General features: G+C 68.2%; 9 protein-coding genes. 7 read left to right on the top strand and 2 right to left on the bottom strand.

Going from position 1 to position 13,247, the window contains the following annotated elements:
• From Pcatena_RS06010 to Pcatena_RS06005, 3 genes are all read left to right on the top strand, one after another.
• A complete protein-coding gene (locus tag Pcatena_RS06010) occupies positions 1-2,364 on the top strand; it encodes a xanthine dehydrogenase family protein molybdopterin-binding subunit (protein ID WP_126422550.1) in 2,364 nt (787 codons plus the stop codon).
• A gap of 62 nt (positions 2,365-2,426) precedes the next feature.
• A complete protein-coding gene (locus tag Pcatena_RS08135; protein ID WP_172596395.1) occupies positions 2,427-2,564 on the top strand; it encodes a hypothetical protein in 138 nt (45 codons plus the stop codon).
• A gap of 78 nt (positions 2,565-2,642) precedes the next feature.
• Positions 2,643-3,851 (top strand): MalY/PatB family protein, encoded by a 1,209-nt coding sequence (locus tag Pcatena_RS06005; protein ID WP_126422548.1) that lies wholly within the window; start codon positions 2,643-2,645, stop codon positions 3,849-3,851.
• Positions 3,852-3,997: 146 nt separating this feature from the next.
• On the opposite strand, the gene ppdK is transcribed toward Pcatena_RS06005, so the two are convergent.
• Complete coding sequence (ppdK, locus tag Pcatena_RS06000; RefSeq protein WP_126422546.1) at positions 3,998-6,784, bottom strand: pyruvate, phosphate dikinase; 2,787 nt, start codon at positions 6,782-6,784, stop codon at positions 3,998-4,000.
• A 309-nt stretch (positions 6,785-7,093) separates the two neighbouring features.
• Positions 7,094-8,002, bottom strand: a complete 909-nt coding sequence (gene murQ / locus Pcatena_RS05995) for an N-acetylmuramic acid 6-phosphate etherase (protein ID WP_126422544.1) — start codon at positions 8,000-8,002, stop codon at positions 7,094-7,096.
• A 136-nt stretch (positions 8,003-8,138) separates the two neighbouring features.
• On the opposite strand from murQ, the gene Pcatena_RS05990 reads away from it, so the two are divergent.
• From Pcatena_RS05990 to Pcatena_RS05975, 4 genes are all read left to right on the top strand, one after another.
• Positions 8,139-8,975 (top strand): Nif3-like dinuclear metal center hexameric protein, encoded by an 837-nt coding sequence (locus Pcatena_RS05990; RefSeq protein WP_126422542.1) that lies wholly within the window; start codon positions 8,139-8,141, stop codon positions 8,973-8,975.
• Positions 8,976-9,107: 132 nt separating this feature from the next.
• Complete coding sequence (locus tag Pcatena_RS05985; protein ID WP_126422540.1) at positions 9,108-9,590, top strand: MarR family winged helix-turn-helix transcriptional regulator; 483 nt, start codon at positions 9,108-9,110, stop codon at positions 9,588-9,590.
• Positions 9,583-11,313 (top strand): ABC transporter ATP-binding protein, encoded by a 1,731-nt coding sequence (locus tag Pcatena_RS05980; RefSeq protein ID WP_126422538.1) that lies wholly within the window; start codon positions 9,583-9,585, stop codon positions 11,311-11,313. The genes Pcatena_RS05985 and Pcatena_RS05980 overlap by 8 nt, the downstream gene beginning before the upstream one ends.
• Positions 11,313-13,163 (top strand): ABC transporter ATP-binding protein, encoded by a 1,851-nt coding sequence (locus tag Pcatena_RS05975; protein ID WP_126422537.1) that lies wholly within the window; start codon positions 11,313-11,315, stop codon positions 13,161-13,163. The genes Pcatena_RS05980 and Pcatena_RS05975 overlap by 1 nt, the downstream gene beginning before the upstream one ends.
• Positions 13,164-13,247 lie beyond the last annotated feature (84 nt).

Here is a 13,247-nt window from a genome sequence, read left to right as displayed (position 1 = left end):
ATGAGCACCATCTCCAACTACATCGCCCCCGACGAGCGCGCCGGAGAGCTTAGGACCATCTCGCACGCCGTGGTCAAGAAGGACGCGAAGGGCCTGCTCCAGGGCCGCGCCGTCTACACGAACGACCTCGCCCCGCGCGATGCCTACATCGTGAGGCTGCTGCGCTCGCCGCACGCCCACGCCCGCATCCGCAGCATCGACACGCACCGTGCGCTGCGCATCGACGGCATCGTGGCCATCTACACCTACGAGGACGTGCCGCACGCGCGCTACACGCTCGCGGGCCAGAGCTTCCACGAGATGAGCCCCTATGACACGCTCATCCTCGACCGCACCGTGCGCTACGTGGGCGACGAGGTGGCCATCGTCGTGGGAACCGACGAGCTCGCCATCAACGCGGCCATGCGCCTCATCAAGGTGGACTACGAGGTGCTGCCCGCCGTCACCGACTTCACGCAGGCGCTCGACAACCCCGTCGTGGTGCACGATGAGGACGACATCCGCGCCTACGTGCCCATGGGCGAGGACTTCTCGCGCAACCTCATCTGCCACGAGCAGAGCGTCTACGGCGACGTCGACGCGGTGCTCGCCGACGCCGACGTCGTCATAGAGCATGACTACGAGACGCAGGCCACGCAGCAGTCCATGATGGAGACGTTCCGCTCCTACGCCTACACCGATGCCCAGGACCGCGTGTGCGTCGTGGCCTCGACGCAGGTGCCGTTCCACATCCGCCGCCAGGTGGCCACGGCGCTGCAGATCCCGCAGAGCCGCGTGCGCGTCATCAAGCCGCGCGTGGGTGGCGGCTTTGGCGCCAAGCAGACGGGCTGCAACGAGATCTTCTCGGCCTTTGCCGCGTTCAAGCTGGGGCATCCCTGCAAGTGCATCTACACGCGCGAGGAGACCATGGCCTGCGCCAACACGCGCCACAAGATGCGCATGCACGTGCGCCTGGGCGCCAAGGCCGACGGCACGATCACGGCCATCGACCTGTCGTGCCTCTCCGACGGCGGTGCCTACGGCTACCACGCGCCCACCACGGTGGGCCTCGTGGGCCACAAGTCGCTGCCCATCTACAACCACGCGCTCGCGAGCCGCTTCACGGCAGACGTGGTGTACACGAACAACACGCCGGGTGGCGCCTTCCGCGGCTACGGCGCCACGCAGGGCCAGTTTGCCGTGGAGAGCGCGGTCAACGAGCTGGCCGACAAGCTTGGCATGGACCCGTGCGAGCTGCGCCTCAACAACATCGTGCGCGAGGGCGAGGTCATGCCGCAGTACTTTGGCGATACGCTCGCGAGCTGCCGCCTGGACGACTGCATCCGCCGCGCGCAGGAGATGATCGGCTGGGCCGACAAGCCCCTGGCCCGTGACCTGGGCGACCGCGTGCGCGCCCTGGGCGTGGCCGTGACGATGCAGGGCTCGGGCATCTCGAACGTGGACATCGGCAGCATCGACATCCGCTTGGAGGACGACGGCTTCTACGTGCTGAACCTTGGCGCCACCGACGTGGGCACGGGCTGCGACACCATCATGGCCCAGTTCGCCGCCGAGGTGCTGGGCTGCGAGCCCACCCAGATCGTGGTGAACGGCGTGGACACGGACACCTCGCCCTATGACTGCGGCGCCTACGCCTCGTCGGGCACCTACATCACGGGCATGGCGGCCGTGCGTGCCGCCACCGAGCTGCGCGGCAAGATCGTGGAGCAGGCCGCCAGGTTCATGGAGGTCGAACCGGCGCAGGTCGTGCTCGAGGACAACCGCATCTACGTGGACGGCGCGGACGACGACGTCGTGACCGTGGGGCAGATCGCGTCTGGCAAGGTGCGCGAGATGACGCTTGCCGAGCTCGCGAACCGCTGCATCGGCTTTGGCCTGCAGCCGGGCTACCTCTCCGGGCATGCCTCGAACTCTCAGCCCGTCTCGCCCCCGCCGTTCATGTGCGGCATCGCCGAGGTGGACGTGGACAAGGCCACCGGCGAGGTCAAGGTCGTGGACTACGTGGCCGCCGTCGACTGCGGCACCGTGGCCAACGCCAACCTCGCGCGCGTCCAGGCCGAGGGCGGCATCGCCCAGGGCATCGGCCAGGCACTCACCGAGGACGTGCAGGTGGCGGCCGACGGCTCGCTGCGCACGCGCAACTTCATGCAGTACAAGGTGCCGAGCCGCCTCGACGTGCCTGACATCCGCGTGGACTTCTGCCCGAGCTACGAGCCCACCGGCCCGTTTGGTGCCAAGTCCATCGGCGAGGTTGTCATCAACACGCCGCTGGGCGCCATCGCCAGCGCCGTGGCCCATGCTACCGGCAATTACGTGCGCACCCTGCCGATCACGCCCGAGAAGGCCCTGTTCGGCGAGGAGTAGCGGCTCACCCATCGCAAGCGCCAGGCGCCCGTACCCGTCACCAGGCGGATGCGGGCGCCTTCTTGGTGATCATCGTTACGCACGAGATCGCGTTCGCCCGCGAGACGTACCGCGGCGTCCCCGTGAGCGTGGAGTTCGTGCCCAAGGTGCGCGCGGGCGAGCATGGCTATGATGCCGTGCAGAGCATCGATATGATGTAGGGTATTTCTCGCCGGCCGCGGGCGCGGATGCGTCCCGCCCGCGGCCGGGCTTTCCATCCAGACGAAAGGACTTCCCGCATGAAGTACGACTTCACCAGCCACATGGAGCGTCACGGCAAGGATGCCATCGCGGTGGACGGCCTGGGCGACGGCCTTGCGCCCGACGCGCCGGCCGAGGGCTTCGACGGCATTCCCATGTGGGTAGCAGACATGAACTTCCCCACGGTGCCGACCGTCACCGAGGCGATTATCGAGCGCGCCAAGCACCCGGCCTTTGGCTACTTCTCGCCCACGGACGAGTACTTTGACTCCATCATCAAGTGGCACGAGACGCGCAACGGCGTCACCGGCCTCACGAAGGAGTGCATCGGCTACGAGAACGGCGTGCTCGGCGGCGTCGTCTCAACCCTGGCCTCCTTCATGGAGCCGGGTGACAAGGTGCTGCTGCACAGCCCCACCTACATCGGCTTCACGAAGAGCCTCAAGGGCAACGGCTTCGAGATCGTCCACTCGCCGCTCAAGATCGACGAGGACGGCGTGTGGCGCATGGACTTCGAGGACATGGAGAAGAAGCTCGCCGAGGGCAACATCCACGCCGCCGTCTTCTGCAGCCCCCACAACCCCTGCGGCCGCGTCTGGGAGAGGTGGGAGATCGAGCGCGCCATGGAGCTGTACAAGAAGTACGACTGCGTGGTGGTCTCCGACGAGATCTGGAGCGACATCATCCTGCCCGGCCACAAGCACATCCCCACGCAGTCCGTCTCGGAGGACGCGCGCAACCGCACCGTGGCGCTCTATGCGCCGAGTAAGACGTTCAACCTGGCGGGGCTCGTGGGTTCCTACCACATCATCTACAACAAGTACCTGCGCGACCGCGTGAGCGCCCGCAGCTCCAAGTCCCACTACAACCACATGAACGTGCTGTCCATGCACGCGCTCATCGGCGCCTACAAGCCTGAGGGCTACGAGTGGCTAGACGAGCTTGTGCAGGTGCTCGGCGCCAACGTCGACTGGGCCTGCGACTACATCGACAAGCACTTTGACGGCGTGAAGGTGCAGAGGCCGCAGGGCACCTACATGCTGTTCGTGGACTGCACCGAGTGGTGCGACAAGCACGGCCACGACATCGAGTGGGTCGAGAAGCAGTGCTGGCGCGTGGGCGTCGACATCCAGGACGGCCGCATGTTCTACGGGCCCTGCCACCTGCGCATGAACCTGGCGCTGCCGCTCGACCGCGTGCAGGAGGCGTTCGACCGCCTCGACAAGTACGTCTTCAACGCCGAGTAGCGCCTGAGGCAACTCCCGCGCGCCGACCCCTGCCCCGGGCTAGCGAGACGCCCCGCCGTGACCGTGTGGCCGCGGCGGGGCGTCGCTTTTTGTCGTGGCGTCGCGGTGTCAGCCGGAGCCGGCGCCATTGTCACCATCGGCGTTGGCTAGACCTGCTCGGCGTAGGGCTGGCGCTCGCGGGCGGGCGTGCGGGCGGGCGTCACGGGCACGTAGGGGCGCACCTTGCTCGTGAGGGTTGCCTGCGCGGCGGCGAGCCTGGCCTGCGGCACGCGGTAGGGCGAGCAGCTCACGTAGTCGAGTCCCAGGTCATAGAAGGTGCGGATGGAGTCGGGGTCACCGCCGTGCTCGCCGCACACGCCCAGCGAGATGCCGGGCCTGGCGGCGCGCCCGAGCTCGCAGCCCATGCCCACGAGCTTGGCCACTCCCTCGTCGACCGTCTCGAACGGGTTTCTCGGGATGATGTTGCCCTCGAGGTAGGCGGGCAGCACCTTGCCCTCCACGTCGTCTCGCGAGAAGCCGAGCGCGGTCTGCGTGAGGTCGTTCGTGCCAAAGCTGAAGAAGTCCGCGTGGCGGGCGATGCGGTCTGCCATGACGGCGGCGCGCGGCAGCTCGATCATGGTGCCCACGGGTATCTCGCCCAGGCGCACGCCCGTCTCCACCTCGACGTCGATGATGGCGCGCTCCACGATGGCGCGCATCTCGCGGATCTCTGCGTTGAGGCACACGAGCGGCACCATGATGTGCGGGCGGGGGTTCTTGCCCTCGCGCTTGAGGCGCACCGTGGCCCGCGCGATGGCGTGCGTCTGCAGGACGGGCAGCTCGGGGAAGGCAAAGCCCAGGCGGCAGCCGCGCAACCCCAGCATCGGGTTTGCCTCGGACAGCGCGTCGATGCGGGCGAGCAGCGCGCGCGTGCGGGCGAGCTCGTCTGCGCTCGCCCCCTCGCACTCCATCTTGGCGAGGCGAACGGCGAGGTCGCGGGGGTTGTCGAGGAACTCGTGGAGTGGCGGGTCGAGCAGGCGGATCGTCACAGGCAGGCCGTTCATGGCGGACAGGATCTCATAGAAGTCGCCCTCCTGGGCCCGCGACAGCTCCTCGGCCGCGCTCGCGCGCTCGTCGCTGGTGTCTGCGAGGATGAAGCGCTGGATGATGGACTTGCGAGCCCCCAGGAACATGTGCTCGGTGCGCGTGAGGCCGATGCCCTCGGCGCCGAGCTCCAGGGAGAGGCGGGCGTCTGCCGGGTTGTCGGCGTTGGCGCGCACGCCCAGGCGGCGCACGTCGTCTGCCCAGCCAAGGACGGTCGCGAGGTCGCCGGTGGTGCCGGGGCGCTCGAGGGCCACGGCGCCGAGCATGACCTCGCCCGTGCCGCCATCGATGGATATGACGTCTCCCTCATGCAGCACGAGGTCCGTGCCGGCCACGGCAACCTCCTTGCGAGCCGCGTCGATGCGCAGGGCGTCGACGCCGCACACGCACGGCTTGCCCATGCCACGGGCGATGACGGCCGCGTGGCTCGTCTTGCCGCCGTGGCTCGTGAGGATGCCCTTGGCCGCCGTCATGCCTGCGAGGTCGTCTGGCGTGGTCTCCCAGCGCACGAGCACGCAGTCGCGCCCAGCCTCCTTCTCGGCCACGGCGTCTGCGGCCGAGAAGACGATGCCGCCCACCGCGGCGCCCGGGCTCGCGTTGAGGCCGCGGGCGATGACGTTGCGCTCGGCGCCCTTGGCGATCTGCGGGTGCATGAGCTGGTCGAGCTGGGCGGGGTTGATGCGCAGCAGCGCCTCCTCGCGGGTGATGACGCCCTCGCGCTCCAGGTCGACGGCGATCTTGAGGGCCGCGGTGGCCGTGCGCTTGCCCACGCGCGTCTGCAGCATGTAGAGCTTGCCCTGCTCGATGGTGAACTCGATGTCCATCATGTCGCGGTAGTGCTGCTCGAGGATGCCAAAGATCCGCTCGAGCTGCTCGCCGGCTGCCTCGAGGCCGGGCGTGTGGCGCAAATCCTCGATGGGCCTTGTGTTGCGGATGCCCGCGACGACGTCCTCTCCCTGGGCGTTCACGAGGTAGTCGCCGTAGAACTCGCGCTCGCCGGTGGCGGGGTTTCTCGTGAAGGCCACGCCGGAGGCGCTCGTCTCTCCCTTGTTGCCAAACGCCATGGCCTGCACGTTGACGGCGGTGCCCAGGTTGTCTGCGATGTCATTCTGCCTGCGGTAGAGGCGGGCGCGCTCGCAGTCCCACGAGCCGAACACCGCGGCCACGGCGAGCGTGAGCTGCACCTCTGGATCCTGGGGGAAGGCAACGGCGCCGTCCTTGCCCGCGAGCTCGGGGTGCGCGGCGGCGCTCACGTGCTCGGCGAAGATCTGCTTGAACGTGGAGACGAGCCCCTGGAGCGCCGCTGCGTCCAGCTCGGTGTCCGCCGTGACGCCGGCGGCCGCCTTGGCACGCGTGATAGCGTGCTCGAACAGGTCCGAGTCGATGCCCATGACGACGTTTGCGAACATCTGGATGAAGCGGCGGTAGCTGTCCCAGGCAAAGCGGTCGTTGCCCGTCTGGGCGGCAAGGCCGAGGACGCTCTCGTCGTTGAGGCCCAGGTCGAGCACCGTGTCCATCATGCCGGGCATGGAGATGGGGGCGCCGGAGCGCACGGAGACGAGCAGCGGGTCGGCCGCGTCTCCCAGGCGCTTGCCGCAGCGCTGCTCGAGGTCCGCGCGTGCCTCGGCGATTGCCTCGAGGGTCCCGGCGGGCCAGGCGTTGCCGCCGCGGGCGTAGTCCATGCAGGTCTGGCAGGTGATCGTGAAGCCCGGCGGCACCGGAAGCCCGATGCGCGCCATCTCGGCGAGGTTGGCCCCCTTGCCGCCGAGGGTGTAGTTGTCGTGCGCCGTGCCCTCCGTGACGTCGGCGCCGCACTCGTCGTGCCCAAACCGGTAGATGCGCTTCTCCATGGCCCCTCCCAGGTCTCGTGGACGGGGCGGCCGGCTGGCCGTCCCGCGTGGCCGCGCGCCCGTCGCGTGCGACTGGTGGCAAGGGTATCGCGGCAGACGCATTCAAATGATCACGAATCCGTATACATATAGTTGCCACAAATGACTATTAGTAAGTGGTCATTTAAAGCCGGCTTGCGGTGTTGCGTCTGTGGGCAAAAACCGTTCGCACCAAAAAAGCGACCGTTCGCGGGCGATGGCCTCGCAAACGGTCGCTTTGGGTTCGTGCGTGGCATCCGCCCCCGATTGGCCTCGGGACGGGCCGGGCGCCTATGCCTGGGCGTGAGCCTCCACGGCGGCGCGCACGTGTCCGTGGGCATCCTCGAGCGCGGACTCGGCGGCCGCGGCGTCGCAGCCAAGCAGCAGCATCGTGATGGCGCCCTTGACGTGGTCGTTGCAGGCGGCGAGCGCCTCGGCGGCCTGCTCGCGCGTGCACTCGGTGGCCATCATCACGATGTTCTGGGCACGGACGCGCAGCTTCTCGTTGCTCTGCCTCACGTCGACCATGAGGTTCTGGTACACCTTGCCGGCTGCCACCATGGCGCCGGTGGAGATCATGTTCAGGACGAGCTTCTGCGCCGTGCCGGCCTTGAGGCGCGTGGAGCCGGTGAGCACCTCCGGCCCCGTGACGGGCTCGATGGCGAGCTCGGCCTCGCCACCGATGACCGACCCCCTGTTGCAGGCGATGGCGACGGTGCGGCAGCCCGCGGCCTTGGCGCGGCGCAGGGCGCCCACCACGTAGGGGGTGCGGCCGCTCGCCGCGATGCCAATGACGATGTCGCGGGCCTCGGGCGCAAGTGCGGCGAGGTCTGCCTCGCCGGCGTCGGCCTTGTCCTCGGCGCCCTCGGCGGCCTTCACGAACGCACCCTCGCCGCCGGCGATGAGTCCCACGACCGTGTCATAGGAGACGCCGAACGTGGGCGGGCACTCCACGGCGTCGAGCACGCCCAGGCGGCCGGACGTTCCGGCGCCCACGTAGATGATGCGCCCGCCGGCGTTGAGCGACTCTCCCGCCCACTCGATGGCGCGCGCCACCTGGGGCAGCACCTCGTCGATGGCCTTGATGACGTTGTTGTTCTCCTCGTTCATCACGGTCGCGATCTCGAGCGGGGTGAACGAGTCGAGTTCCATCGTCTTGGGGTTGCGCTGCTCGGTCGTGAGCTTCGTGAGGTCAAGCATGGTGCCTCCGTTCGCCGGCGATTCTCGCACGGCATCTGATGTGTGAGTCACGCACATACTATATTGAGTTGCGAGGACGGCCCGGCGCTTTTCTGCGAGCGTGCGCGGCCCAAGGTAGGCGGCCAGGGAGGCTCCCATGCTCATCAGCGAGGTCATTGACGGCGTCAAGGCGTACTGCGGACATGACTGGGGCGGCCCCATCATGGACGACACCACGCGCGACCAGGTGCTCTGGGGTCCGGTCGACGTTGAGTGCACGGGCATCGTGACCACGTGCTTTGCCTCGGCTGACGTCATCCGCCAGGCACATGCGCGCGGCGCGAACCTCATCATCTGCCACGAGGCGCTCTTCTGGAACCACGGCGACCACACGTGCTGGCTCGCGGGCAACAAGACGTTTGCGGCCAAGCGCGCGCTTCTCGAGGAGTGCGGCATCACGGTGTGGCGCCTGCACGACCACATCCACTCCGGCATCCCCGAGGACGGCCGGCTCGTGGACGGCATCTTCATGGGGCTTGCCGACAAGCTCGGCTGGCGTGACTACGTGCGCGGCGACACGGCGCGTCCCATGGAGTTCGAGATTCCCGAGACGAGCGCCGGCGAGCTCGCGCGCTTCCTCGTGGGGCGCCTGGGGCTTGCGGGCACGCGCATTGTGGGAGACGCGGACGCGCGCGTGCGCACGGTGCTCGTGCCCATGCACCTCATCGGCCAGTTCGACAACGCCACGACGGCGCGCATGGACTCGGGGTTCGACTGCCTCGTGACCATGGAGGCCACCGACTTCACGACCTCCGAGTACGTGCGCGACTCCGCGCAGCTCGGCCTAGGCAAGGCCATGATCTGCATCGGCCACTTCAACGTGGAGGAGCCGGGCATGGAGTACATGCTGCGCTGGCTTCCCCGGGCTATCGGCGCGGACGTGCCGGCCTCCTTCGTGGCCTCCGGCGACCCCTGGACCTACGTGACGGCCTAGCGGGACGCCAGGCACTCAAGCGCTCGTGGCCATCGGCCCCTCTCTCGTTCAAAAAACGTTGACATCGCAAGCATCGGCGCTATTCTATTGACTTGTCAATAGTTGAGAAGTCAAGGAAAGCGGCTCGTTCGAATGGAAGAGAAGAAGCTCGCGGTGGGCGAGGGGTACTCCCTCGTCGACATGCACATGGCGCTTCTGCGCGCGTTACAGGCGCAGAAGGCGCTGCTCAGGCCCTACGGGGCAAAGCTCGGGCTTGCGAAGGGCCAGCCCAGGATTGTCTCCTACCTGGTCGCGCACGAGCATGCCACGCAGCGCGAGATGGCCGAGTTCTTCGGGATGGACCCGGCATCGGTCTCGCGCATGGTCGACGCCCTGGTGAGGGCCGGCCTCGTGACGGTCGAGGAGAACCCGGCGGACCGTCGCACGAAGCGCATGGCGCTCACCGAGGCCGGCCGCGCCGTCGTTGCCCCGTGGGACGCGCGCTGCGCGGAGGTGGACGAGGCCATGCTCGTAGGCTTCACGGCCGAGGAGCGCGCACGGTTCATGGACTACCTCGAGCGCGCCCGCCACAACCTCGCGGTCTTTCGTGGAAGCGAGGCGAGCGACCGTGCGTGACCTCAAGATCATCGCCCGCTACCTGGGTCCCTACAAGCGAGACTTCATCCTTGCGGCCGTCTGCATGCTGTTCGAGGGCACGCTCGAGCTGCTCATCCCATACCTCACGGCCGGGCTCATCGACGAGGGCATCGTCGCCGGCGACCTGAGCCACGTGTGGGCCACGGGAGCCGAGATGCTCGCGTGCGGCATCGTCGCCATGGGCTTTGGCATGGCCTTCTCGCGCTGCAGCGCCCGCGCCGCCATGGGCCTGGGCGCCAACCTGCGCGACGCGGAGTTCGAGGCCATCCAGCGCTACTCCTACGAGAACCTCGACCACTTTGACACGTCGTCGCTCGTGACGCGCATGACCACCGACGTCACCGTGATCCAGAACGCCCTCATGAACGGGTTCAGGCCCATGATGCGAGGCCCGGTCATGTTCACGGCCGGCCTTATCCTGGCAAGCCTGCTCTCCGTGCGCCTGGCCTGCGTGTTCTTCGTGATGCTGCCACTGCTTGCCGTGGCGCTCGCGCTCATCGTGCGCCGCGTGGCGCCGCTGTACCGTGTCTTGCAGGGCGTCATGGACGAGCTCAACGACGTGGTCCAGGAGAGCGTCACGGCCATCCGCGCCGTGAAGGCGTTCGTGCGCGGCGAGTGGGTCGAGCAGCGCTTCGGTGCGGTGAACGGGCGGCTCGCCGACACCTCGACGCGCACGTTCGGCGGCGCGGTCCTCAACCTGCCGCTGTTCCAGACCGTCATGTACGCCTCCGACGTGCTCATCCTCGCCCTCGGCGGCTCCGTGATCATGGCGGGACAGCTCAAGGTGGGCGAGCTCACGGGTTTCATGAGCTACGTCCTGCAGATCACGAACTCGCTCATGATGATCTCCAACGTGTTTCTGCTCATGACGCGCGCGCTCACGAGCGTGCAGCGCGTGGGCGAGGTCCTGGCCGAGCGGCCTACCATCGCGAGCCCCGCGCAGGCAATCGCCGAGGTTCCGGACGGCTCGATCGCCTTCGACCATGCGAGCTTCAGGTACCACGCCGATGCCGAGACGGACGTCCTGCATGACATCACGCTATCGTTTTCGGCGGGCTCCACGATCGGCGTCCTCGGCGGCACGGGCTCGGGCAAGAGCTCGCTCGTGCAACTGCTGGGCAGGCTCTACGACGTCACGGAGGGCGCCGTGCTCGTGGGCGGCCACGACGTGCGCAGCTATGACCTCGCGTCGCTGCGCCGTGCGGTGGGCATAGCGCTGCAGCGCCCCGTGCTGTTCAGCGGCACGGTGCGCGAGAACCTCCTGTGGGGCAGGCCCGACGCCACGGACGAGGAGCTGCTCGAGGCCTGCCGCGTGGCGGCCGTCGACGAGTTCCTCGACCGCATCGGCGGCCTCGACGGCGACCTTGGCCAGGGGGGCGACAACGTCTCGGGCGGCCAGCGCCAGCGCCTGTGCATCGCCCGCGCGCTCGTGCGCCGTCCGCGCGTGCTCGTGCTCGACGACTCCACGAGCGCCGTGGACATGGCCACGGACGCCCGCATCCGCGAGGGGCTGCGCTCGCTCACGGATGTCACGAAGGTCATCGTGGCGCAGCGCGTGGCCTCGGTGGCAGACGCGGACAAGATCGTGATCTTGGACGAGGGACGCGTGCACGCGGTGGGCACGCCGGCCGAGCTTCTCGCGACCGACCCCATCTACCAGGAGCTCTATCGCACGCAGGTCTCGGAAGGGGATGAGCAGTGATGGCGGTGTTCACCACGAAGGGCGGCTCGGGCAAGCCGGCGAACCTTGGCCGCACGATGCGCCGGCTGCTCGACTACATGGGCGGCGCCCGCCTCATGCTGCTGGCCGTGGGCGTGCTCGCGAGCGTGTGCGCGCTGTGCCAGCTTGCGGGAACCTACATGATCAAGCCGGTCGTCAACTGCCTCACGACGGCGGACGTGGGCGGATTCCGGGCGGGCATCGTGCTCACGGCGTCCATCTACGCCGTGGGGGCGCTGTGCGCGCTCGGCTACACGCAGACGATGGTGCGCGCGGCGCAGCGCGTCGTGTTCGACATCCGCCGCGACCTGTTCGCACACCTGCAGACGCTGCCGCTGTCCTTCTTTGACCGCACGCGCACCGGCGACGTCATGAGCTACTTCACCAACGATGTCGACACGGTGTCCGAGGCCCTCAACAACAGCTTCGCCAACGTCATCCAGGCGGCCATCCAGGCCGTGGGCACCATCATCTTGCTGTTCGTGCTCGACTGGCGCCTCACGCTTGTGACGGTGGCCTGCGACGTGGCGCTCATCGCCTACGTGCGCGTGGCGGGCAAGAGGAGCTCCCGTCACTTCTCGGCCATGCAGTCCACGTTGGGCGCGCTCGACGGCTACGTCCAGGAGATGTGTGCCGGCCAGAAGGTCGTGCAGGCCTACACGTACGAGCGCGAGAGCCTTGCGGGCTTCCGCGCGCGCAACGAGCGTCTGCGCGAGCAGGGCACGGCGGCCCAGACCTACGCGGCCACCATGGTGCCCATCACCGTGGCCATGACCTACACCAACTACGCCATCGTGGCCGTCATGGGCTCGCTTCTGGCGGCGCGCGGCCTCACGGACATGGGCAGCCTCGCGAGCTACCTCGTGTTCGTTCGCCAGGCGGCCATGCCGTTCAACCAGGTGACGCAGCTGGGCAACTTCCTGCTGAACGCCCTTGCCGGAGCCGAGCGCCTCTTCTCGGTCATGGACGTTGCGCCCGAGGCGGACGAGGGCACGGTTGCGCTCGAGCGCCTGGGAGCCGAGGCAGACGGCCCCGCGCGCGCGGCGGCGGGTGCCAGCGGCTGGGCGTGGCGCCGCTCGGACGGTACGGCGGTGCCGCTTGCCGGAGACGTGCGCTTCCATGACGTCACGTTTGGCTACGAGCCAGGCCAGACCGTGCTCGAGAACCTGTCGCTGTTTGCCAAGCCCGGGCAGAAGATTGCCTTCGTGGGTTCGACGGGCGCGGGCAAGACCACGATCACGAATCTCATCAACCGCTTCTACGACGTGCGCGCCGGCCAGATCACCTACGACGGCATCGACGTGCGAGACATCGACAAGGCGAGCCTGCGCGCAAGCCTGGGCATCGTGCTCCAGGACACGCACCTGTTCCGCGGCACCGTGGCCGACAACATCCGCTTTGGCAAGCTCGACGCCACCGACGAGGAGGTGCGCGCCGCCGCCGTCACGGCCAACGCCGACGGCTTCATCCGACGTCTGCCCAAGGGCTACGACACACCCGTGACGGCCGACGGCGCCAACCTCTCGGCCGGCCAGCGGCAGCTGCTCGCCATCGCGCGAGCCGCCGTGGCCAACCCGCCCGTGCTCATCCTCGATGAGGCCACGAGTTCGGTGGACACGCGCACCGAGGCGCTCATCGAGCGTGGCATGGACGCGCTCATGGCCGGCCGCACCGTGTTCGTCATCGCCCACAGGCTCTCGACCGTGAGGAACGCCAACGCCATCATGGTGCTCGAGCACGGCAGAATCATCGAGCGCGGCACGCACGAGGAGCTTCTCGCGCAGCACGGGGAGTACTGGCAGCTGTACCATGGCATGAGAGAGCTGAGCTAAGGAGCCAAAGGGACCAAAGGGGACGGGTTCACTTGGTCCCGGCTCGACAGACGGGGCGGACCAAACGGACCCGTCCCCTTTGGT

The organism is Parolsenella catena, assembly GCF_003966955.1.
GTDB lineage: Bacteria > Actinomycetota > Coriobacteriia > Coriobacteriales > Atopobiaceae > Parolsenella > Parolsenella catena.
This window is presented reverse-complemented; position numbering and strand designations above follow the sequence as displayed.